Annotated in this window: 25 protein-coding genes, 1 tRNA gene and 1 pseudogene; 10 read left to right on the forward strand and 17 right to left on the reverse strand. The window is 64.2% G+C overall.

The genetic code is table 11. The annotated features are described in order from the left end of the window. Positions 1–419 precede the first annotated feature (419 nt). The 4 genes from CI41S_RS26775 to CI41S_RS26790 all read right to left on the reverse strand — a co-directional run bounded on the left by CI41S_RS26775 (position 420) and on the right by CI41S_RS26790 (position 2255). Positions 420–743, reverse strand: coding sequence for a hypothetical protein (locus tag CI41S_RS26775; RefSeq protein WP_244626708.1), 324 nt, complete (start codon positions 741–743; stop codon positions 420–422). 139 nt (positions 744–882) lie between these two features. Continuing rightward, positions 883–1086, reverse strand: a complete 204-nt coding sequence (locus tag CI41S_RS26780) for a hypothetical protein (RefSeq protein ID WP_139862336.1) — start codon at positions 1084–1086, stop codon at positions 883–885. A 103-nt stretch (positions 1087–1189) separates the two neighbouring features. Further along, positions 1190–1489 (reverse strand): hypothetical protein, encoded by a 300-nt coding sequence (locus CI41S_RS26785; RefSeq protein WP_244626709.1) that lies wholly within the window; start codon positions 1487–1489, stop codon positions 1190–1192. Between the two features lie 439 nt (positions 1490–1928). Next, complete coding sequence (locus CI41S_RS26790; RefSeq protein ID WP_139862337.1) at positions 1929–2255, reverse strand: hypothetical protein; 327 nt, start codon at positions 2253–2255, stop codon at positions 1929–1931. A gap of 570 nt (positions 2256–2825) precedes the next feature. On the opposite strand from CI41S_RS26790, the gene CI41S_RS26795 reads away from it, so the two are divergent. The 4 genes from CI41S_RS26795 to CI41S_RS26805 all read left to right on the forward strand — a co-directional run bounded on the left by CI41S_RS26795 (position 2826) and on the right by CI41S_RS26805 (position 5383). Continuing rightward, on the forward strand, positions 2826–3677 hold the full coding sequence (locus CI41S_RS26795; RefSeq protein ID WP_139862338.1) for a 3-hydroxybutyryl-CoA dehydrogenase: 852 nt from the start codon (positions 2826–2828) through the stop codon (positions 3675–3677). A gap of 642 nt (positions 3678–4319) precedes the next feature. Beyond that, complete coding sequence (locus tag CI41S_RS26800; protein WP_139862339.1) at positions 4320–4574, forward strand: DUF3551 domain-containing protein; 255 nt, start codon at positions 4320–4322, stop codon at positions 4572–4574. A gap of 158 nt (positions 4575–4732) precedes the next feature. Continuing rightward, positions 4733–4897 carry a hypothetical protein gene (locus CI41S_RS43695; protein WP_172628208.1) on the forward strand — a complete coding sequence of 55 codons (165 nt, stop codon included), beginning with the start codon at positions 4733–4735 and terminating at the stop codon, positions 4895–4897. 27 nt (positions 4898–4924) lie between these two features. Further along, on the forward strand, positions 4925–5383 hold the full coding sequence (locus tag CI41S_RS26805; protein ID WP_139862340.1) for a hypothetical protein: 459 nt from the start codon (positions 4925–4927) through the stop codon (positions 5381–5383). A 10-nt stretch (positions 5384–5393) separates the two neighbouring features. Here CI41S_RS26805 and CI41S_RS26810 read toward each other — a convergent pair whose 3' ends face one another. Next, positions 5394–5615: a hypothetical protein gene (locus CI41S_RS26810; RefSeq protein WP_139862341.1), complete on the reverse strand. Its 222-nt coding sequence runs from the start codon at positions 5613–5615 to the stop codon at positions 5394–5396. A 586-nt stretch (positions 5616–6201) separates the two neighbouring features. Here CI41S_RS26810 and CI41S_RS26815 point away from each other — a divergent pair. Continuing rightward, positions 6202–6411: a hypothetical protein gene (locus CI41S_RS26815; RefSeq protein WP_139483462.1), complete on the forward strand. Its 210-nt coding sequence runs from the start codon at positions 6202–6204 to the stop codon at positions 6409–6411. 261 nt (positions 6412–6672) lie between these two features. Here CI41S_RS26815 and CI41S_RS26820 read toward each other — a convergent pair whose 3' ends face one another. The 5 genes from CI41S_RS26820 to CI41S_RS26840 all read right to left on the reverse strand — a co-directional run bounded on the left by CI41S_RS26820 (position 6673) and on the right by CI41S_RS26840 (position 12192). Continuing rightward, on the reverse strand, positions 6673–6966 hold the full coding sequence (locus CI41S_RS26820; RefSeq protein WP_139862342.1) for a hypothetical protein: 294 nt from the start codon (positions 6964–6966) through the stop codon (positions 6673–6675). Positions 6967–7659: 693 nt separating this feature from the next. Then, positions 7660–8127 (reverse strand): deaminase, encoded by a 468-nt coding sequence (locus CI41S_RS45410; protein WP_139862343.1) that lies wholly within the window; start codon positions 8125–8127, stop codon positions 7660–7662. Positions 8128–8240: 113 nt separating this feature from the next. After that, positions 8241–8316 (reverse strand) — tRNA-Lys (locus CI41S_RS26830). 215 nt (positions 8317–8531) lie between these two features. Next, entirely contained in the window at positions 8532–11399 is a 2868-nt protein-coding gene (locus tag CI41S_RS26835; protein WP_139862344.1) for a glycosyltransferase, read from the reverse strand. Between the two features lie 190 nt (positions 11400–11589). Further along, positions 11590–12192 (reverse strand): beta-1-3, beta-1-6-glucan biosynthesis protein, encoded by a 603-nt coding sequence (locus tag CI41S_RS26840; RefSeq protein WP_139862345.1) that lies wholly within the window; start codon positions 12190–12192, stop codon positions 11590–11592. A gap of 244 nt (positions 12193–12436) precedes the next feature. Here CI41S_RS26840 and CI41S_RS26845 point away from each other — a divergent pair, with 244 nt between their 5' ends. Next, positions 12437–14062 (forward strand): glycoside hydrolase family 17 protein, encoded by a 1626-nt coding sequence (locus tag CI41S_RS26845; RefSeq protein ID WP_139862346.1) that lies wholly within the window; start codon positions 12437–12439, stop codon positions 14060–14062. Here the strand turns inward: CI41S_RS26845 and CI41S_RS26850 are convergent. Together CI41S_RS26850 and CI41S_RS26860 are read right to left on the reverse strand one after the other, a co-directional pair. After that, entirely contained in the window at positions 14022–14402 is a 381-nt protein-coding gene (locus CI41S_RS26850) for a hypothetical protein (protein ID WP_139862347.1), read from the reverse strand. The genes CI41S_RS26845 and CI41S_RS26850 overlap by 41 nt on opposite strands. A 195-nt stretch (positions 14403–14597) precedes the next feature. Beyond that, the gene (locus tag CI41S_RS26860) at positions 14598–15953 is read right to left on the reverse strand and encodes a hypothetical protein (RefSeq protein ID WP_139862349.1); all 1356 of its coding nucleotides are present in this window, start codon (positions 15951–15953) and stop codon (positions 14598–14600) included. 195 nt (positions 15954–16148) lie between these two features. Here CI41S_RS26860 and glmU point away from each other — a divergent pair, with 195 nt between their 5' ends. Beyond that, positions 16149–17507 carry a bifunctional UDP-N-acetylglucosamine diphosphorylase/glucosamine-1-phosphate N-acetyltransferase GlmU gene (glmU, locus tag CI41S_RS26865; protein ID WP_139862350.1) on the forward strand — a complete coding sequence of 453 codons (1359 nt, stop codon included), beginning with the start codon at positions 16149–16151 and terminating at the stop codon, positions 17505–17507. A 433-nt stretch (positions 17508–17940) separates the two neighbouring features. Here glmU and CI41S_RS26870 read toward each other — a convergent pair whose 3' ends face one another. From CI41S_RS26870 to CI41S_RS45415, 4 genes are all read right to left on the reverse strand, one after another. Continuing rightward, positions 17941–18156 (reverse strand): hypothetical protein, encoded by a 216-nt coding sequence (locus CI41S_RS26870; protein WP_139862351.1) that lies wholly within the window; start codon positions 18154–18156, stop codon positions 17941–17943. A gap of 302 nt (positions 18157–18458) precedes the next feature. After that, on the reverse strand, positions 18459–18653 hold the full coding sequence (locus tag CI41S_RS26875) for a hypothetical protein (protein WP_139862352.1): 195 nt from the start codon (positions 18651–18653) through the stop codon (positions 18459–18461). A 161-nt stretch (positions 18654–18814) separates the two neighbouring features. Then, the gene (locus tag CI41S_RS26880) at positions 18815–19318 is read right to left on the reverse strand and encodes a YciE/YciF ferroxidase family protein (RefSeq protein WP_139862353.1); all 504 of its coding nucleotides are present in this window, start codon (positions 19316–19318) and stop codon (positions 18815–18817) included. Between the two features lie 95 nt (positions 19319–19413). After that, positions 19414–19635, reverse strand: a complete 222-nt coding sequence (locus CI41S_RS45415; RefSeq protein ID WP_139862354.1) for a DUF6894 family protein — start codon at positions 19633–19635, stop codon at positions 19414–19416. Between the two features lie 174 nt (positions 19636–19809). Between CI41S_RS45415 and CI41S_RS26890 the strand changes: the two are divergent. From CI41S_RS26890 to CI41S_RS26900, 3 genes and pseudogenes are all read left to right on the forward strand, one after another. After that, positions 19810–19980: pseudogene (locus tag CI41S_RS26890) on the forward strand (DUF3606 domain-containing protein); the annotation flags it as partial. A gap of 140 nt (positions 19981–20120) precedes the next feature. Next, positions 20121–20555 (forward strand): PRC-barrel domain-containing protein, encoded by a 435-nt coding sequence (locus CI41S_RS26895; protein ID WP_139862355.1) that lies wholly within the window; start codon positions 20121–20123, stop codon positions 20553–20555. A gap of 277 nt (positions 20556–20832) precedes the next feature. Continuing rightward, positions 20833–21180 carry a DUF1236 domain-containing protein gene (locus CI41S_RS26900; protein WP_139862356.1) on the forward strand — a complete coding sequence of 116 codons (348 nt, stop codon included), beginning with the start codon at positions 20833–20835 and terminating at the stop codon, positions 21178–21180. A gap of 260 nt (positions 21181–21440) precedes the next feature. Here CI41S_RS26900 and CI41S_RS44635 read toward each other — a convergent pair whose 3' ends face one another. After that, positions 21441–21785: a diguanylate cyclase domain-containing protein gene (locus CI41S_RS44635; RefSeq protein WP_244626710.1), complete on the reverse strand. Its 345-nt coding sequence runs from the start codon at positions 21783–21785 to the stop codon at positions 21441–21443. Positions 21786–21938: the final 153 nt, after the last annotated feature.

Consider the following 21938-nt stretch of genomic DNA (forward strand, 5'->3'; position numbering starts at 1 on the left):
ATTTTGGCGGCGTTCGCCGCGGCACGACGGCCCCTATATAGCCGGACCGTTGCGGTTTTGCTGTGCCTTGTGCGGCCACGCGCAACCGTCGATACGCATGACGCGCATGCAGCTGAAAATCGCGGCATTTTGGCGCGCCGGCGTGCGGTGAGCGCGTCGACCGCCGTCGCGCAGGGGGGCGCGCATCCAAAACCCGAAAAACAACCCCATGCAAAGTAGCCGGTGGGCAGACGCTCGAAACGAGCAACTTGACACGTCGGGCAAGTCAGCGTTATTTTTCCAAAATTCCGAAATCGTGGCGGATGCGACGCGGGCGTGGCCGGTAGCCCTATGCGGAAGCCCCTGGCTCCTGCGAGAGTTTTGGCGTCTGCGAAAGCTTTGGCGTCGACGGCGGGCGCGAACCAAAGCGGGAGCGGCAGCTAGCTCCAGGCCAGCAGCCGCAGCTCTGGCTTGGCGAACCTCTTGGAGGGAGTCGCCGGCGGCACCGGCGGTCGATCGGATGCCTCCTGCAGGTGCATGCGCAAATCCGCGGTGCACTGCTTCATCTGGTTGCGCAATTCGCGGCGGGAGAACGTGGTCATCGAGGGATCGGCGAGCTGTTGCCAGGCCTGCCGCAGCCATTCCTGCAGTTCGCGAATCTTTTGATCCAGAACTTTCTGGTCCAGGACCTTCTGATCCTGGGCCCATTGATCCAGGGCCTTTTGATACGAGGCTTTCTGATGCGAGACTTCGGGGTGGGCCATGTCGCCGATATCCCAGGAAGCGATCGGTTGTGAAGTAACGCTGATTCGCGTCGTTTCACCTAGCGCCATCTTGAGCGACGAAGCTGTATGCACCGGCGCGGCACTGCGGCAGGCGGGCGATGCGAGAGTGGACGCTGCGTCAGCGCGTCTCGTCGGGAGGGGAGCGCACCAGATCCAGCGCGAGCGGCAGCGCGACGACCAGCGCCGTGATCATCGAGAGGTGACGGGTCTGCACCGCCGACAGGCCGAGATCGTTCTGGGCGACATAAGCGAGCATGATCGCGGCGTATCCGGCCACGCAGACCGCGACGATGATGCTGGCGAAATCGATCTTGCTGTCCATGGCGCCGCCGGTTGCTTGCGGAGCCGGTGTAGCGCGGCGGAGACCGGCGCGCCTATGAGCTGGATCACGCCCGCGTTGCGCGGTTACCCCTCGCAGGAAGCAGCTACTCGACGCAGAAATAGGTGCGCGGCACGACGCGGGCGGCGGTGTAGCGATAATACGGCCGGTAGGCGAAGCCGCGGTAGATCGCCGGCGGCTCGCTGTAGAGCGCGCCATGATAGGCGTTGTACACCGGGCCTGTCGTGCAGCGATACGGCGTCGGGCTCGGCGGATACGGCGTCACCACGGCGAGCTCGGGCGGGATGGCCGGCCAGCGTTCCACGGCCTGCGCAGACCGTTCGGCGGCCACCAGGGCCAGGGTGGCAAGGGTGGCGATCGCGGCAAGCGCCAGAGCGCGTTTCATCTGCTCACCTCATCGCCGGCCGACGCGGCCGGTGGGACAAGGTTGCCAGCAATCCCGCTGACGGTCCACGGCCTGCCGCGGATTAAAGCGCGATGAGATTGGGTTGAATCATCATCGCGCTTTAGCTCTTTGTTTGAGCATGATCCTTTCGGAAAACCGCTTCACACTTTTCCGGATCATGCTCTATTTCCCGCGCGGCAGCGTGACCGGGACGTGCGGCGAGGTGCTCACCACACGCGGGCTTCCATCGGGATTGCGGGGTTGGCCGTTAAGCAGGGTCTCGAGATACAAAAAGAATTTTTCGGCAAGCATGGGCGTAGCCCTCGTCGTGTATTCCCGTACGTCGCGGGCGCTCGCTGGACAATTCAATCAACAAAATGCGATTCACGCCGGCACTGCGATGCTGCGGCGCGTGTGCGTCGATGTTCAATCCGTGAGATTACCGGCCATCCGTGCCGCCCGGGCTTGTCGCAGCCGTGACCTTCCAGGGCGCCTGAAGCGCCTCGTCGGCCTGGCGGGCGCTGCGCTCGGGAACCAGCCCGCGCTGCGTGGTCACGCAGCGGGCAGGCGCGTCGAGCTCTTGGGATAACGCCTCAAAGCGCCACAGGGTGACGGGCGCCGCTACCGAGCAATGTTCGCAGCGCAATGGCGTGCCGCCGCCCAGATATCGTCCATGCCGGAACGTCTCTGGCGACGCGGGTTGTTTGCAGGTCGGGCAAGCCAGCGCGAGCTTGCTTGCCTTCCACCATTGAACCACGCGAAACACCGCACCCCTCGGGCATTGCCGCCCATTGCCACAATTGTGACAATTTAGCGAAGTCGCCACAATTGGGCAATATCGGTTGGCGGGGGACGCGGCAGTTAGCCACGCCTTTCAGCGCAGTGTCCGGGACGGCTAGGGGGCACCGATCTACCTGAGTTGGTTAGTGAATTCCTAAGAATTGTGGGTGCAGGCTGTGAGCGCATCACACAGTTCCTTCAAGGATGCGGGTTAGCAATTCGGATCATGGACAGGCAGAACGACACCGACGATCGAATCGTACCCGCGTTACGCCAGCGCTATGGACGGCTGGCTTGGTGGATCGTCCGGTTCAATCGGATGTTCGAGCCGTCCCGCGTCGCCGAGCCGACACGGACCTACCTGCCGCCGCGGACCGCCGTTCCGCCCAGGCGCCCGTTGCCGCCGCGCCCCGAATAGCGCCTCCACGAAGACCTGCGAGCCCCCGTATCGGCGGCCGGACCGGGCTGCTATGCATGCGGCAGCGGCGGACGGCAGGTCCGCTTTTGGCGATGCGCGTCACGGGGACGGGCGCAAGCGACGAGAAGGACGAATGCAATGATTGAGACGGTTGGCATCATCGGCGCGGGGACCATGGGCAACGGCATCGCCCAGGTGTGCGCAGCGGCGGGGCTCGACGTCACCATGGTCGATATTTCCGACGCGGCCGTGCAACGCGGCCTGAAGACGGTGGGGGCGAGCCTCGAGCGCCTGGTCAACAAGGACAAGATGACCGCGGCCGATCGCGACGCGACGCTGGCGCGCATCACTGCGACCACCGACAAGGCCAAGCTCGCCGCCTGCGACCTCGTGATCGAGGCGGCGACCGAGAACGAGGACCTGAAGGTCAAGATTCTGAAGGATCTCTGCGCCGGCCTGAAGCCGAGCGCGCTGGTCGCGACCAACACCTCGTCGATCTCGATCACCAGGCTTGCGGCGGCGACCGATCGCCCCGACCGATTCATCGGCATGCACTTCTTCAATCCGGTGCCGGTGATGGCGCTGCTCGAACTGATCCGCGGCCTGCAGACCTCTGACGACACCGTCGCCAAGGCCGATGCGTTTGCAAAGCGCGTCGGCAAGGTCGCGATCACGGCGAAGAACAGCCCGGGCTTCGCCGTCAACCGCATCCTTTGCCCGATGATCAACGAGGCGATCTTCGCGCTGCAGGAGGGCATTGCGACCGCCGAGGAGATCGATGCCGGCATGAAGCTCGGCTGCAATCACCCGATCGGGCCGCTCGCGCTCGCCGACCTGATCGGGCTCGACACCATGCTGTCGGTGATGGAGGTGTTTTACACCGGCTTCAATGATCCAAAATATCGGCCGGCGCCGCTGTTGAAGGAGATGGTCGATGCCGGTCATCTCGGCCGCAAGACCGGCCAGGGATTCTACAGCTACAGCAAGTGACGTCTTTCGGTGTGCGCGCCGCTGCCGGCGCAGACACCGTAGTGATCCGGAATGGATCGCACGCAAGACCTGACGTAACACGCGGCTCATCCGCCGCGTGAGGCGGGGGACAAAAGACACGAGGCCCGGGCTCCTAGGCACACCGGGCCTCGTGTTGTTTTTGCGGGCGCCCGCAGTCTACGGGCTTTGCTCACGCTCTGGAAAAATCAACGGCGCGGTCGCTGCGTCAGCATTCTCGGTCATCCGGGATGCGCCGCAGGCGCAGACCCGGAATCTTGAGGTTATGAGGACTCATCTCGGATTCTCAGGTGCGCGATTGCGCACCTGAGAGGATGTGAGGCTTTGTCCTCACACACCGCTGTTCATCGCCCGGCCTTGACCGGCCGATCCAGTACGCCGCGGCTTCTCGGTTCATTCACCACTGCCTCTGGAATACTGGATCACCCGCGTGCGCGGGTGATGACACCGAGCAAATTGAGCAAACCAACCCGTCATCCTTGTATGCGGACGCGCAGGTGAGGGGCGTGCCGTCCACCCACGCGCAGCCTCACAGTGAGTTGAGCGGCGGCCGGAAACCTCGCATCGCCGCCGCCCGTACCCTACATCACGGCTGGGAGCCGAAGGTGAGAAGGAACTGGAATAATGCGCAGGACGATTTGGGCGGCTTTGGCGTTCACGGCACTCGGCTCGCTGGCGGGCGCGGCGTCGCCGGCCGCGGCTGCGACGCATGACTATCCCTGGTGCGCCCAGGGCCGGCAGGAGGGATATCCCGGCGACTGCAACTACCGGACCTACGAGCAGTGCCAGGCCTCGGTGTCCGGCCGCGACGCCTATTGCGGCGTCAATCCGCGCGTCGGGTACAGCCAGCCGCGGACCTCGCCGCGGGCATACCGCTGAGAACCGGCGCGACCGAAATCACGAAAAGCAGCGTGCGGCTTGCCGCCGGCAGAGGGCGGGGGCCGCGCTGCGCCACCATCCGGCACGATGGTTGCAGGATCCGACGGTATCCGGTGCGTCAAATGGGGCGCATCCATTCCTCTGCATTGGAGAGCCACATGGGCGAGATCATCAGATTCATCCCGAAAGCCGAACGCGAGCGCGCGCGCCTGATCCGCGAGGCCCGCGCCAACTATGAGCGCATCTTTCCGTCGGGCGGCTCCGGACAGGCCGAGACAGGTACGTCCGGAAGTAACGCAGACCAGGTGTCGTCCGAACCTTGAGCGCGTAGTCGAGCTGGGGAGCGGGCGATGTGGAAACGGTTGTGGCTGACATGGACGATCGACAAGCCGGCGGCGCTGGGTGACTTGCTGTGGCAGGTCCTGGTCGTCGATTTCGCGGCCTTGCTGGATCGGCTGACCTTGCGCAGGATCATCGCGCTGATCCCGCTGGTCCTGGTGATCGCGGCCTATGTGCACCGGATTCCGGTTCCTCCGGAGTTGATGCTGGTCGGCGATCTCTTTGCCTATATCGACGTGTTCTCGATGGTCTTCCTGATCGGCCTGTTGACGCGGATGTCGACCGTCCTGGTCGTGGTCAAGCAGGCCGTCGATCTCGCGCGCAGGCTGTTGCAGCGCGTGCCGGGCACCTTGCGCCGGCTCGATCTCCGCCATCGCCGCGCCAAGGACAGCACCCGCCGCAAGCACCTCGGCCGCGCCACAACGGACGATGATGACGGTGCCGTGATGCCGGGCCTCGCCTGGGCATAGATCGCCGCGCCTATTGCGGCCGTCCGATCTGAGGTTCGAGCTCGTCGGCCGCGGAGCCTTCGGTCGGAGCGCCGTGCCCGGCCTGCCGATGCGAGCTGGAGAGATCGGTCACGCCGAGCCGGGATCGGTGATACGCGATGCCCATTTGCACGCTCCAGACGCCGAACAGCAGCGCGCCGGCGGCACACGCCGCGACGAAAGCCCAATCGCGTTTCTTCATCAGCTCGAACAAGGCCAAACCCGTTGCGGCGTTCCGCGGCCACATCTGGGCCCGGTCGGCTCGGAGGAACGTTCCGCTCCATCATCAAGCTCGAAGTGGCAGCACTAAGGCATTGATTCCTTTCGTGCAAGAGGTGGTATTATGAACCGTATAGCACCGGAGGTAGTTTTGCCGGAATTCGGGAATTGGCGCGGATCCAGCGGTCGATCTGCAATGAAGGCGACCGAGACGTCGCAGCTTTGCGCGCTCGGCAACCGCGGGACAGACGACCCCCGTGCTTGCAAGAAAAAGCCCCGCCGAGCGTGAGCTCTGGAGCGGGGCTTTCCTGGGGGAGCCTTTCACGAGCCTTGGAGGCAGGTTGATGTTGCATCGTCACGCCGGGCGTTGCCAATCACATGCGCTGGAAGTGGAGACCTTCCAAAAGCAAAACGCCGCGAGCAGGGCGCGCGGCAATTGCGGTGCGCGTTGCTGACTGCAGCATCACCTGCGCAGCGCTGCCGGACCCAATCATCGCATTAAGAAATCGCAACGTGATCTCGCAGGCTTGTGAGTGGCAGACGGAGTCGGTGCGACTATTTTGGTGGCCCGGAGGGCAGCGATGAAATACAGCGCCGAACTCGTCCAGACGATGCGTGATGCGTTAGAAGCTGTGATGGCCAAGGTGCCGAGAGACCAGGTCGTGTTCGGCCTCAAGGCCGCAGTCGCCGAATACATCCTGGTCACCGCCGCGCACGGCCAGACCTCCTACGACGGCCTCGTGGCGTCAGCGTCGGATCAGGTGCAGACGATTATTTCGATGCTGACGTGAGCGCGGACACGGGTCTCTTACGACGGCACTGCTTGCCGATCGAAGACATGCGGAAGCGTTGCCGGGCGTCGGCCCGCGACGGGAAGGGCAGGCGACGCCCATCAGGCCTCTGGTTGTCCCGGGAAAAGTACGCCGCCGGTCTCAAAAATACACGCCCGGCGACGTTTCCTTCCTGAACTGGGACACTGAAATCCCCAGCGTCACTCATACTGCATGGCCTGTGCCACGGGCTGCATGGCCTGTGCCACAGGCCTTCATCATCTAGGACAGTGGACGGCAGGTTGTTACGAACACGGTCTTGCTGCACTGCCAGTCGCTGCCGAGCGCGGCGCTCGAGACGTGCTTGGGACCGGTGACCGCGATCAATAGAACCGCCCCCGCGGCCAGACAAACTGCGATGGCAAGCATCCGCAAGCTGCCTGCCCATGTTCCGGCGAAGGCCGCGCCTTGCCGGCGACGCCGCAACCAGGCGCCCAAGTCGGCCGATCGGCGGAGCTGGGCGTTACGCAAAACCTGGTCGAGATCCTGGAATTGAATGCCACTGTCATGCTGCATGGCTTGACCCCTGAAATTTGCAGGTAAGCAAACAATGCAGCAATGATGGGCGTCGTTTGTTTCGCCTTCGCTTCAAGCGGGCCGAAATGATGTTTCGTTCACGGCAAGGTTATCGGTTTGACGACGATGAGCCCTCGCGATCGTCAATGTGGGCCCCGCACAAAAAACCACGCCGCCGAGCTTGAAATGCAGCATCCCGGCGGCGTCACGTTCTTCCAGCCCTGGGCCCTGAAATCCCCAGTGGCCAAAACCTAGCAAATGATCAAACCGGTGAACTGTTGCTTGGTTCACACAAATTGAAAAAGAGAGGCTGACGCCAGGGCTGTACGCCAGCCCCTCCGAAACGTGACCGTACTCTACTGTCGTCCCCAACGGTCCCGTCCCTTGGAGAAGCCTGCGCCTATGAGGTTGCTGATTTGCTAACGGAGGCCGTTTTCCCGCTCCAGCGGAGTACCTCGTCAGATTTTGTCAGGTGCACGGCGACGTGGAGTACAGTTCGGGGCTGCCGCGGATGTACCGGCGCGCTCTGCTGAACCGAGGCGGCCTGCCCACTGGCGCCCGCGCTACAGCAGACGGAACGACGGCTTCAACGATCCCCCTTTGCTGAGGCCGTTCGTAGTGACGGCCTCGGCGCGCCGCCCGCGCTGGGGCCGTTCTTATTGGCATCAGTTGTGAGGGCATCGCCGGGTGCGGCTATTTTGTACGCTTGCTAAGTGCGGCCAACCGAGGCTGTAGCAAGCTAACGACGTGAGTCTCAGCCTGGAAATATGAGGGATAAATGACATCAATCATCGGTTTGCGAACTCCGCGGTTCCAACGCTGAGCTTCTCCGGTCGAATATTTGCGTTTTCCTTTCTCGAACAACTCGCGATATCGAAACGGCGAAATTCCGAGAAACCGCTGGAAGCTGACGCGAGGACCTTTCCCGTCGCCATCGACTTCGATCGAGTCCGAATGCAGTTCTTCTGCGTAACTCTTGGGATAAGGTTCTATCGAGACAACGCGCCTTATGCCGGCGGCCACTATGTGTTTGGCGCAGAGGTGACATGGAAAGGTCGTGCTGTACAAAGTCGCTCCAGTAACAGGCACTCCGTTTCGGGCCGCATCTGTTATCGCCGACATTTCGGCATGGATATCACGTCCGAACTCTATCAGGTCCATTACCTTAACCAGTTGTGAAGCCCGATCGCCTGTTGATACCCTGATTACACGGAATTTGTTGCCCTCTGCGCAGCGCGGCGTGGAGCTATACGTTGCTGATTTTAGTAGCGATTTGGTGAGCGCGGAGGGACTCGAACCCTCGACCCCATGATTAAAAGTCACGTGCTCTACCGCCTGAGCTACGCGCTCACTCACCTGAGCATAGCATCCGGATGTCGGCGGTGGCCTGCATCCGTGGATCACGCTCCAGTCCGCGCTGTGTAGGGGGCGGGGCCCATCGGGTCAATAGCCGAGGGCGCCGCGACGGCGTTCCCGTGTGGCTAAATTTGCCTTGGCGGCGCCGGTGGTTAGGAGAATGTCTTCACCCTGCCGGCGGCGCCGTCCACGGCGTTCGGGCCGCCGTCTCAGCCGTCCTGGCGCATTTCGCTGGCGACCGGCTGGCTGGGGGCGGCGACCGAGGGCAGGCTGACCGGGCGCAGGCCGATCAGTTCCGCGGTGCGGATCGCGCCGTTGCGCCAGAACGCGAACTCGTTGATGCGGGAATTCTCCAGGATCGCGATCGACACCGCGGCGAGGAACGGCAGGCTCTGCAGCACCAGCACGCCGGCGAAGATGTAGATCTCGCGCACCTGCTTGAAACCGTTGGTGGCGACCAGCACGGCGGCGCCGACCAAGAGCAGCACGCCGATCACGGCCTCCCAGAACGCCTGGAATTCGATCGACATCCGCGACAGCCCGCCCTTGGAGGTGCGGGCGAAGGCGAGGTGCTCGGTGATCAGGCCCTGCGCCACCGCGCGCGACACCGTCCACTGCACGCTCATCGCGGCGATCATCGCGCCCAGCATCTGGCCGGCCTTGATGTTCACCCGCAGCCGGTACAGCGCGACGAAGTGCACCAGCGAGACGATGAAGGAGGCGATGATCGGCAGCGTCAGGATCTTGTCGGGGATCGCGATGTCGGCGAAGGCGACGATCGGCACCCAGATCAGGTTGAGGATCGCGACCACGACGCCGAGGCTTTCGGCGCCGAGCCAGTTGAGCCAGCCGAGCGAGAACTCGCGGCGCTGATCCGGCGTCAGGCGGCTGGCGCCGGGAAGGAAGCGCCGCCAATGCTTCTTGACGATCTGGAAGCCGCCATAGGCCCAGCGGTGGCGCTGTTTCTTGAAGGCTTCATAGGTGTCGGGCAAGAGGCCCTCGCCGTAGCGCACATTGGTGTAGTGCGTGAGCCAGCCCTGCTGCTGGATGGTGAGGCCGAGGTCGGTGTCCTCGCAGATCGTGTCGCTTGACCAGCCGCCGGCCTTGTCCATCGCGGCGCGGCGGATCAGGCACATCGTGCCGTGCACGATGATGGCGTTGAACTCGTTGCGCTGGACCATGCCGATGTCGAAGAAGCCGGCATATTCGCCGTTCATGATGTAGTGCATCAGCGAGCGGTCGCCGTCGCGGTGCTCCTGCGGCGCCTGCACCAGGCCGACGCGCGGATCGGCGAACGCCGGCACGAGGTCCTTCAGCCAGTCCGGGTGCACGACATAGTCGGCGTCGATGATGCCGATGATTTCGGCATCCGCCGCGGTGCGCTCCATCGCGATGCGCAGCGCGCCGGCCTTGAAACCCTGCACCTTCTCGGCGTTGATGAACTTGAAGCGCTCGCCGAGCTGCCGGCAGTGATCCTGGATCGGCCGCCAGAAGTCGGGATCCGGCGTGTTGTTGATGATGCAGACGCATTCGAAGTTCGGGTAGTCGAGCCGCGACACCGCATCGAGCGTCTGCTTCAGCATCTCGACCGGCTCGAAATAGGCCGGGATGTGGATCGAGACCTTTGGAAACGACAGGTTTTCGCCCATCGTGGCGGGCGCCAGCGGCGCGCTCTGGCCGATCAGCCGGCGCGGGCCGCGGCCGAACGCGACCGCCGCGATCTCCTCGATCCGCGCCATCGCGATAAGTACGAGGGGAACAAGCAGCACGAGGCCGAGCGTGAGCGCAAAGGCCGAGCCCCAGACGAAGTAGTGCGTGGTCCAGTAGGCGAACACGGTCGCCACCCAGGCGCCGACGCCGTTGGCCGCGGCCGACAGCGCGAAGGCCTGCATCACGGTCGGCGAATCCAGCCGCAGGATCGGCAGCGACATGAACAGCCCGACGAGGACGGCGACCAGCGCGATCTTCCAGTAGTTCAGGTTGGTGATCGGGCCGGTCCAGGCGAACTTGGCCTCGCGGTCGGCATTGAGAACGCCCCAATAGGGACCGACGCCGCCTTCGAAGAACTTCCAGGGCTGATCGATCGCCTCGACGATGTTGTAGTCCATGCCGATGGCGTCGGCGCGCGAGACGAAGTTGCGCAGCACCGTGGCCTGCTGGAACGCGCCGGGCTCGGCGCTGCGCAGGTTGTAGCCCTGGCTCGGCCAGCCGAACTCGGCGATCAGGATGCGTTTGCCGGGGAATGAATCGCGCAGCAAATTGTAGCGGTCGACCGCCTGGTCCACCGCCTGCTTGTCGGTGAAGTTTTCCCAGTACGGCAGCACGTGGGCGGCGACGAAGTCGGTCGAATTGGCGAGCGACGGATGGTCGCGCCAGATGTTCCAGATTTCGCCGGTGGTGACGGGAACGTTGACCGATTTCTTGACGCTTTGGACCACCCTGATCAGGCGGTGCACGTTGTTTTCGGCAATCGCCCATTTCATCGCCTCGGACCGCTTGTCCTCGGGCTGCACTTCGGCGTCGCGAAGCCGCGCGTCCTCCTCGCGCTGGATCCGCGGGGCGTCGTCGCGCATGAAGCGGGCAAATTCCTCGCGGAAGCGCTCGGCTTCTTCCGGGCTGGGGTCGGGCTTGGGCAGCGGTCCGAGATTCTCGATCGGGACCTGCTCGCCGCGATACACGGTTTCGTTGCCGACGATGATGCCGATGACGTTGCTGTTGCGCTTGGCGAGATTGATGGCGGCCAAGAGCTCGCGGCTGTTGCGGTCGCCGTTCTTGTCGATCCAGGCGCCGACCGTGACCTTCATGCCGAACTCGGCGGCGATCGGCGGCACGATCTCGTTGCCCTCGGTCGACGAATAGAGGCGGACCGCCTTGGTGAGGGTGGACAGCTTTCGGAGGTCGGCGCGCACCTTCTCGGCGTCGCCGTCGACGGCGACATGGCCCGGCTCGAACGGAGCGTAGGACAGGCTCGGCAGCGTGCCACGGAAATCAGGCGCCGACTGTTTCTCCTGGAACAGGCCCCACAGGGCGGCGTGAGCGGCGGTGACAAGCAACAGGACGGCGACGACGGCGCGCATCGCGGTTAAACCATACGGGGCCTGAGATTGAGGATAAAGCGAACCCGTCCCCTGGGTTCGACCGGCGTGGCGGCGGGGCTAAGGATATCTCCGCCACACGATTTAACAACTGGTATGCCGCGATGGCGTTTTAAGGGCCAAGCCGTTCCGGCAGCGAAAAAAATCACGGCCGGCGCCCGACCCGATGCGGCTATTTGGCCGGCGGCGCCGGCGAGGCCGACGGCGCCGGCGCAGGCGAGGGGGACGCGGCCGGCGCGGGGGCGGCATTACCCGCCGTTGACGGCGAAGGCGTCGGCGGCGTGGCGGCCGCCGTCGCGGCCTGCGGCTGGGCGCCGGGGTTGATCCAGCAGGCGTGGATGCGGCCGTCGAGGCTGCCGCGCACCTTGTCGTCGATCTGGGCGCCGAACCGGGTCAGGCAGCGAAAGGTGGCCTGGACGTGGCCGCCGGGGCAGCCGAACCGGTCGTAGAGGTCGAGATGCCGGAAGGCGGTGTCGAGGTCGTCGTTCCACATCAGGCGGACGACGCGGCGGCCGAGCCAGACGCATTCCGGGTTGCCGGCCGGGCCGTTGATCGCCTGCTGCGCCTCGACGAATTCCTCGACCTTGCGCTGGTTGGCTTCCCGCGCGGCATTTGCGGTGTCGGCCGGATTGCCGGACTGCTGCTTGGCCTGGTCCTGCGGATTGGGCGTGCCGCTCTGGGCGAAAGCGCCACTGGTGCCGATCATGAGCGCAAGGCCCGTTGCGGCAAGATGGCGCAAACCAGTGTTCTTCAACTCAAGCAGCCGTCGACGCATGCATTCCCCGATATATGTTCCTGCCCCCGCAGGGATCATCCTAACGGCTCGAATGGTGCCGTCCAACAGTCTCCAATGCGGGGAGATGCTGGCGGAATCCCATGACGTGAATTTGTTATTTTGTCCAGCAAACTCACAACTTTATCGCAGCAGCGCAAAACTGTCGCAGGACAACCATGGTATTGACCTAATCCCGCACTTGGCAGACGGGCTGTGACCGGCTAAGTCGACGGTCCCCCGGAGGATGGAACCGATTTCGCTTCGTACGCCGCTGGCGCTTCTTCTGATCTCGCTCTCCGTGATTGCAGCCGTGTGGTGGTGGCTTGCCACGCCGATCACGCTTGCGCGCGCCCCGATCGATCCCAATGCGAAGCTGCAATGCGTGTCGTACACGCCATTCCGCGGCGCGCAGACGCCGCTCGATCCCACCACCCAAATTCCAGTCGAGCAGATCGAGCAGGACCTCACCGATCTCGCCAAGATCACCGATTGCGTGCGCACCTATTCGATCGAGAACGGCCTCGACCAGGTGCCGGGCGTCGCCGCCAAGCTCGGGCTGAAGGTAATGCAGGGCATCTGGCTCGGCAGCAACCGCTTCAAGAATCTGCAGCAGATCGGCATCGCGGTGCGGCTGTCCAAGGAATATCCGGCCGTCATCACCTCGCTGATCGTCGGCAACGAGGTGCTGCTGCGCGGCGAGATGACCACCGCCGACCTCGCCGCCAACATCCGCGCCGTGAAGGCGCAGGCCAGCGTGCCGGTGACCTATGCCGATGTCTGGGAGTACTGGCTGAAGAACCGCGAGATCTACGACGCGGTCGATTTCGTCACCATTCATATCCTGCCGTATTGGGAGGACGTGCCGATCAAGGCGAAGTACGCCGCGGCGCATGTCGATGACATCCGCAAGCGGATGGCGGTCACGTTCCCGGCCAAGGAGATCCTGATCGGCGAGACTGGCTGGCCGAGCACCGGACGGATGCGCGAAGGCGCGCTGCCGTCACGCGCCAACCAGGCGCGGGTGGTCTCTGAGATTCTCGATCTCGCCCGGCGCGAGGGCTTTCGCGTCAACCTGATCGAGGCCTACGACCAGCCCTGGAAGCGCATGCTCGAGGGCACCGTCGGCGGCTTTTGGGGCCTGTTCGATTCGGTGCATCGGCAGGTGAAATATCCGCCGGGGGTGGCGATCACCAATTATCCGGCCTGGAAACTGTACATGGGCTGCGGCATGGCGCTCAGCGTCGCCACCTTTCTCGCGGCCTGGCTGACGCTGCGGCGGCGGCCCTGGACGCCGCGGCCGTCGGCCTGGATCGCGGTCGCGATCTCGGCGACGACGGCGGGGACGCTGGTCGGGATCGCCGCCGACAAGATGGCCTATGAGAGCTACGGCGCCGCCGGCTGGGTGCATTGGGGCGTGCTGCTGGCGGCGGCGATTGCCGCGCCCTTGCTGTCGGCGCATGCGCTGATCGCCGGACGCTCGCTGCCGACCTTTTTGGAACTGATCGGGCCGCGCGACTATCGCGGCAAGGGCGCACTGATGGCGCTCCTGGCGCTCGCCCTCGTGGTGACCACCGTGATCGCGGCCGAGACCGCGCTCGGTTTCACCTTCGATCCGCGCTACCGCGATTTCCCCTACGCCTCGCTGACCATGGCGGTGGTGCCGTTCGCGCTGCTGACCATGCTCAACCGTCCGAAGGAGGGCGCCCGCCCGCTTGCCGAATCGGTGTTCGCCGGGCTGCTGACGATCGCCGCGGCCTACATGCTGTACAACGAGGGCACCATCAACTGGCAGTCGGACTGGACCTGCGCGATGTACCTGCTGCTGGCGGCTACGCTGTGGCGGGGGCGGGCCGCGCAAATCCCAGGATGAACAGCCCGATCGCAAGCCCCGACAGGATGACGTTGTAGAGCACGATGCCGAGCGCGGCGGCGATCAGCCCGCCGGTCAACAGCACGATCGACGGCCGCATCAAATTCAGCACCGCGATCACCAGCGCGGTGATCCCGAACACCGAGTTCTTGAACAGCACGGTCGAGAGCGCGCGCGCCTTGCAGATCATGGTCTGCATGCCGGCGTCGCAGGCCAGCGCCGTCGGCGAGAACTCGATGCCGAGATAGCGCAGATAAAGCGCGTAGCCGATGGTGACGAAGCCGATCACCATCAGGAACTGGACTTGGTAGGGGGAGAGACGGAACGGAGGTTTTGTCATCGCAGCACTATGGTCGGGATCGGGTCATCGGACAAGGCGCGGTAACTAGCGCTCCGTTCCGATGGAATCGGAACGGAGCGCTAGATTCTTGTTTTGACGCGTTTTCTTCAAGCGAACCGGTATCCACTTCGCTGGAAAACGCTCTGCCCGCGAAATCGGTTGAGAATTTGGCCGCAATGCGTTGCCGTGCATGATTCATTGGCTGTTGCGGCGGAACATCGAGGAGAACGTCGTCGGCTCCGGCTTCTTCTCCTCGGCAACCGGCGGCGGAGGCGGTGGGGGCGCCACAGCACGCCTCGGCACCGTCCGCCGGTGCGCCGGCGCAGGCCGGGCTGCAGGCGGCTCGTTCAGGCTGAGGCGCTGGCCGTCATAGATCGCCGTCTCGCAGGTCCGCTGGTTCGGGCTCAGGCTGGCGCAGATCTTTGCCGCGGTGCCGGCATCGTTCAGCGGCCCGGCCACCAGGCGCAGCTGCATGCCGAGCCCGTTGGTGTTCTCCTTGATCACGATGATCGGCCGCAGCGCCGCCAGCGGGGCGTTGGCTTTCGACTTCAACAGGCCGCGCCACAACGCGCGTAGCCCATTGACCGAATTCGCGGTACCGAGATCGACCCCGAACTCGGTGCGCTGGATCTTTGCTTTCGGCGCCTCGCTGTCGTCGTCGGCCTGGGAATCCGGATCCGCCATCACTACCGGAAGCGGCTCGGCGGTGACGTGATCGGCGGCCGGCGGCTTCACCAGCTCGAGCGGTTTGCCGGCGGCCGGATCGGGCGGGCTGGTGATCGACTTGTCGGTGACCAGCGCCGCCGCCGTGGGCTTCCCGTCGCGCGGCTCCGCGGCCGCAGTCGCCGGGCTCATCGCGATCGGCGCAGGCGGTGCCGGATGGTCAGCGGCCGCCGCCGGTGGGTCGGCGGCAGGCGGTGTCTTGCCAACCGGCGCAGGCGCTTTGTCCGCGGGTTTCTCCACCGCGGCCTGCGGTCTGTCGGCCGGCAGGGCAGGCTTGCTCTCGGCCGGCGTCACCGTCTTCTCGGCGGCAGCCGGCTTGTCGGGCTGAATGGTCGCGACCGGTGCGACCGCCGGGACCGGTGCTGTCGGCTGCGCCGGCGGCAGATTAGCGGGAGCGGGCGGCGTGCCGGGCGCAGTTGCCGCAGTCGAAGGCGACGGCGCGGGCGCCGTCGCCTGCCGGGCGATCGCGCCGGTGACGGAATCCAGATTCTGTTCCAGCGTGGTCACGCGCGCGTAGAGCCGATCGCGGTCGCCGCTCAGCGTATCGATGGCGGATGCGAGCCGCCGCGCCTCGCTGTGGCTCTCTTTGCTCAGAGCCCGCAGCTGCTGGGTCTGCTGGGCCATGTCCGCGACCGCGAGCTGGTCGCGCTTCAGCGTCAGCGACGATTGGTTGGCCATCACGGCAATCACGATCGCGCCGACCGCAGCCAAGCCCCACGATCCGAGTCGCCACAGCAGGCGGCGGTCGAGCGCGTCCTCCTCGGCCAGCAGGCCGCCGCTGCCTTCGGTGTCGAAAGCCGCCGCAAGGTTGTCGGGATCTTTGGCCAAAGCCCGCTCGGCCCTCCTCAAGGCCCGCCGAATCACAGGGTAAAGATTAACAGGAAATGGCGAGGGAACTTGAATCCGGGCGCCAAAGGCGGCGAATCGGTTTCTTCTGCCGGGGAAAACAATTAAAGACGGCCTCCAAGAGAAACCTTGTGAGAGCCTCGCGCAGTCAGCTGCGCGGGACGTTGAGGACACTGGATGACTGCACGATCGAGCCTGACGGTGGTGCTTGCGGCCGGCGAGGGCACGCGGATGCGCTCGGCGCTGCCGAAGGTGCTGCATCCGGTGGCGCAGCAGTCGCTGCTGTCGCATGTGCTCAATGCCACCGACGCCGGCGAGGGATCGCAGCTTGCGGTCGTGATCGGGCCCGACCACGAGGCCGTCGCGGCCGAGGCACGCCGGGTGCGGCCCGACGCCCAGACCTTCGTCCAGCGCGAGCGGCTCGGCACCGCGCATGCGGTGCTGGCGGCGCGTGAGGCGCTTGCCCGCGGCGCCGACGATCTGCTGGTCGCATTCGGCGACACGCCGCTGATTTCGGCCGAGACCTTTGCCCGCATGCGCGCGCCGCTGCGCCAGGGCGCGGCGCTTGCGGTGCTCGGCTTCCACGCCGCCGACCCGACCGGCTATGGCCGGCTGGTGGTCGAGAACGGCAGACTGGTTGCGATCCGCGAGCAGGCCGACGCCAGCGCTGAGGAGCGCAAGATCACGCTGTGCAATGCCGGCGTGATGGCGTTCGACGGCAAAGGAGCGCTGGCGATCATCGAGAAGATCGGCAACGCCAACGCCAAGGGCGAATATTATCTCACCGACGCGGTGAGCATTGTCAGGGAATTGGGACTGGAGGCCGTCGTGATTGAAACCAGCGAAGACGAAGTGCGCGGCATCAACACCAAGGCGCAGCTCGCCGAGGCGGAGGCCGTGATGCAGGCGCGGCTGCGCAAGGCCGCGCTCGAGGCCGGCGTGACCTTGATCGCGCCCGACACCGTTTATCTCTCCGCCGACACCAAGTTCGGCAAGGACGTTACCATCGAGCCGTTCGTGGTGATCGGCCCCGGCGTCACCATCGACGACGGCGCCGTGATCCATTCGTTCACGCACATCATCCAGTCGAAGATCGGCAAGAAGGCGCTGGTCGGTCCCTACGCACGGATGCGGCCCGGCAGTTCGCTCGGCGAGGGGGCGAAGATCGGCAATTTCGTCGAGACCAAGGCGGCCGTGATCGAGGCCGGGGCCAAGGTCAATCATCTGTCCTATGTCGGTGATGCCCATGTCGGCGCCAGTGCCAATCTCGGCGCCGGCACCATCACCTGCAACTATGATGGCTTCCTCAAGCACAAGACCCTGATCGGCGAGGGCGCCTTCATCGGCACCAACACGTCGCTGGTTGCGCCGGTCACGGTCGGCAATCGCGCCTATATCGGCTCCGGCTCGGTGATCACCAAGGACGTCCCCGACGACGCGATGGCCGTCGAGCGCAGCCAGCAAACCATCCGCGAAGGCGGCGCCGCGCGCTATCGCACCGCCAAGCTGAAGGAGAAGGCGGCGAAGGGGAAGTGAAGCGCTGTCCCTGTGTACGGTTGCTCCGCGCAGCAGACACGGTGTCGTCCTGACGGAAAACATGACCCACAACCACCGATGGCCGACCGCTACTTTGGCGGCTCGACCGTCGTTTTTGTCGACCCGTCTGGCGCCGGCTGCATCCGAGGGGGACTTTGCCCCTGGGGGCTTTCCGGCGGCGCACCGCCGGAACCGGTGTCGATCGGTCCGGTCCAGCCCTGCGGTTGTAGCTGACCTTTTTCTTCAGGCGCTGAGCGACCATCTGGCGCTTTGATATCTCCCGTTGGCTGCGCTGCGGCCAAATCGAACGAGAGGGCAAGGCATATGGCCGCCAATTCAGCTCGCACCTTGAATCTCCCATATTGTTGCGTGGACGGCTCTGGCCTCGGACAACTTCCGGGCTCGGTGCTGAGTTCCTCCGGCCAGCGCGTGTCTAGGGATGGAGCAGCGAGAGCAGGCGTTGGCGGTTCTGCTCCCGGTCGAGCTGACTTCTGCGCATCACGTCAAGTTCGGCTTCCACCCTGCGGGTGTCTTCATTCCGCTGCTTCAATTCAATCAGGAGCGCTTCTTTCTCTGCCAGCCGCCTCTCGCCCTCGACCACGTCGATTTCAATTTGCCTCAGCTCGTCCATGATCGATTCTTTGTACATCGCATCTCTACGAGTTGCCTGGCCTATGTGTTGCGGGTTGCACCAATAGCTGCAACGGCTTGGATTTCTGCTCGTTCCTGAGGCGTGGGCTTACCTCGGAAAAGGAGCAATCGTTGCTGCTCAACGGAATCGCCATGTAGCGCAAACCTTGCGCTCACTTAGACGCCAAGGCCGAACGCTCGTCATTGATCTGTGTGAATCGTTGGGGTGCAGAAGGCCCAGGTCCGGCCTCCGCGGGCGGGCCGGGTGCACGACTGCGATCCGGATGGCAATGCTGCAATCCAAACTGTTGCGCGCGACGATCAGCCAGGCTGATACCGGCGGATTTCGCCGATGGTCATGTTGAGCGCCGCAATTTGCTCGGGGTCGATTTGACGGGGATCAAGGCTGACGGCCCAGCCTTCCGGGATAACGTCCAGCACGCGGTCGAGGGCCTCATCGATCGACGTGGCGGCCAGCCAAATTTCGACGTCTCCGTCGTCGGTCCTCACGCGCACCAAATGGACCTCAAGGGCAGGCTGCATTAGCAATAAGCGCTGCGCAGGAGATTGGTTGCTTGTTCACCTGTGTTAATTTTCTGGTGGAGGCGCCATTCCCCATCACCAGAAGGTCGTCCGCGTCGCTGCGGACGACTTTCTCTTGCCGGCCCGTGATGAACTCAAGCCGCCTTCTGATTGACGCCCCGCAGCGCCATCGCGTTGAGCTTCTGATCGGTCGCCTTTTCCTCGTCGAGGTTCTGCTGCAGGACCGAGGCGCAGTCGCTGCGGCCAAGCATGTTGGCCCATGCGATCAGCGTGCCATAGCGCGTGATCTCATAGTGCTCGACCGCTTGCGCGGCAGCGATCAGGGCTGCGTCGAGTACCTTCTTGTCATCGACGTCGCCGGCAATGTCGCTAGCCTCCTCGAGAATGCCGTCGATGGCCGGGCAATCGACCCCCGTGGCGTCGACGCCATGCATCTTGAAGACCTTCTCGAGCCGAATGATCTGGTTCTTGGTCTCGGCGAGATGGGTTTCAAAACCCTTCTTCAGCGAGCCGTCGGTTGCCTTCTCGATCATGTCGGGCAGGTTCTTCGTAATCTGCTGCTCGGCGTAGTAGATGTCGCGCAGGGTGTGCACGAAGAGATCGTTGAGTGTTTTGATGTCTTTTGTAAAAAAGCCCATGAGGCGTCTCCTTGGTTCTGTGTCGCGAAGCAACGGGCGGCGTTCGCGAGCGTTCCTAATCCCAAAGACTGATCCCAAGCGTTGGCCCCGGGAAATCACTGCGGGCTGGGGGCCTTGCGAATAGGGGCCGTATAAATTTCCTTTCCCGAATCCGTTTTCACGACAACGGCGCTCAAGGACTCGTCAGCCACGTCGTTGCTGATCTGCTCGGCCATTCGATGCGCGATGGCCTTCGCCTGGTCCTCGGTTGGAAGTTCAACCCCAAGCGGGTCTTCGATGGTGTAGCCGTCGACGATCTCGAAATGGAATCTCGGCACTGGCTTCTGCTTCTCCGCAATACCTTAGAAGCAAAATCCGTCTTCGTTGTTCCTTCCAGGAACGCCTGGCAGCATGCGACGTTTTCACCGCAGCGATTGGATGATTGCCAGACGGCGCGCGGTATGCCTGCGATCTCTGGAGCAGGGGCCGCGCGCTACGAACCGGAGGCGCGGATGCCCGACAATCTGACGAAACGAGTGCAGCCCGACCGCTCAAAGATCAACATGCAGGAGGACTACGAGGTCAAGTACTGGACCCACGAACTCGGGGTGACCCGGGACGAGCTGCAGCGCGCCGTCGACAAGGTTGGCAACGCGGCGGCCGCCGTTCGCAAAGAGCTGGGCATTTGTCCCCCGGGTGATCGAACCCCCAATGCTCCATCGCAGAAAACCGGCCGGCGCCGGATTTCGAGCGCGAACGTTACTCGCTAGGAACAATTGCCCGTCGCTCCAGTTTCCTGACGTACTATGAAGAGGAGAGGACAATGCGAATTATTCCGACGGTGATCCTGGCTTGCACGCTGGCGTCGCCGATGGCTGTTGCCCAGACCAACACCCAGACCAATACGACGTCGCCATCGACGGCTGCGGCGCCGGTCTCGGCTTCAGGTCAGTGGCGCGCCTCCAAGCTGGTGGGCGTCAACATCTACAACAAGCAGAACGAGAAGATCGGCGACGTCAGTGACGTGATCCTGGATTCGTCCGGGAAGGTCGCGGGTGTTGTGGTCGGTGTCGGGGGCTTCCTCGGGATGGGCGAGCACGACGTGCTGATGCCGATGGACAAGATCCACTTCGCGAACGAATCCGGCAAGACCACCACCGGCTCGACGAGTTCGGGATCGAAGCAGTGGTATCCGGACCGCGGTACGGTGGACGCCACCAAGGATCAACTGAAGGCGATGCAACAGTTCAAGTACTAAAGCCAGGTACTAAAGCATAGGCCCCTTCACCGGGGCCTATTGTTTGCTCACCAGTGTTTGAGCCTGGCGCCGAGGATGATTGCCCGACTGATGACGTCTCTCGCTCAGCATTCGCTGCACTCGCGCGTGCTGTTCCGGCCTTGCGGAGCAGCGGCGCATGCTGCTGTCCGCGATCGGACGCTGGACGATGCAGCGCTCTGCAAAGACTGCGTCAGGAACATTGCCGTCTTTTGATGGTTCTCAATAGGCCGCATGGGCGGCGAGGAGGAGAATGATCATGAAGAAGTTGTTGCTGATGTCGGCGACCGCGCTGCTGGTGTCGACGGGAGCGTTTGCCCAGCCGACGACAATCGCGCCTACGACTGGCACCGGCCACGCCACCACCGTGCAGATCGAGCCGGAGTATCGCACGCGGATCCGCAGTTACGTCACCGAGCACAAGATCCGTCCGGTTGAAACGCGCGAGAAGATCGTGGTCGGCGCCACGGTGCCTCGCGAGGTCGAGCTCGAGCCGGTGCCGGCCGACTGGGGTCCGTCACTGACCAAGTATCGCTACGTCTATTCCGGCGAGCGCGTCATGCTGGTCGATCCCGGCACCCGCACGGTCGTCCAGGAAATCGACTGAGGCCACAGCGGCGGGGCGCCGATTTCGAAAGGCGGCCCGCCGAAGCCGGCGGCGGGAGAATAGACGTGGGTTAATGCCGGAACCTTCCCCAGCGGGCAGGATCATGGCTCTCGCATGGGGGAGGACGCCGATGAAGGGGCAGTCGAGCGCGCTGAGAGAGCTGAATTTCTGGTTGTCGATGCTGCTCGGCCTGTCGCCACTGTGGGCCGCCGCGGCGCTGCTGATCTTCTTTGGTTTGTAACGGTCGATGCGCGTCGCGCTCAGGTGAAGGCGACCTCGACCCGGTTGTCCTGCTTTGCGGTGATGCGGCAGGCCCGCGACAGCGCGTCGGCGGCGATCGCGAGCTTGAACTGCTCGGGGATGCCGGCGGTGGTGTTGACCTCGATCGTCGCCGGCGCGACAGTCCGCGCACGGTGCAGCCGACGATGGAATGGCCGGCGTTGAAGCTGAACTTGCCGGCCTTGAAGACGCGCCGCGCGGTCGGCGCGATCGACGGCGCCGGGTCGACCGAGGCCAGCGCCTGATTGCGGCCGGCCCAGCACCATGTCGCCGACCGCGTGCCCGTAACGATCGTTGACCGACTTGAAGTGATCGACATCGAGCACGGCGCAGGCGAGCGGGCTGAGATGCCGCGCGGCGTCTGATGCTCGCTCTGCTCGTCGCGCTCGCGGAGCCCTGAGGTCGCGGCAGCGGAGCTTGCCGGTGCATCTTGACGCGGTTTCGCCAAAATGGTTAGCCCCAGTTAACCAGCCTTTCGC

This window comes from Bradyrhizobium ivorense (assembly GCF_900696085.1).
GTDB lineage: Bacteria > Pseudomonadota > Alphaproteobacteria > Rhizobiales > Xanthobacteraceae > Bradyrhizobium > Bradyrhizobium ivorense.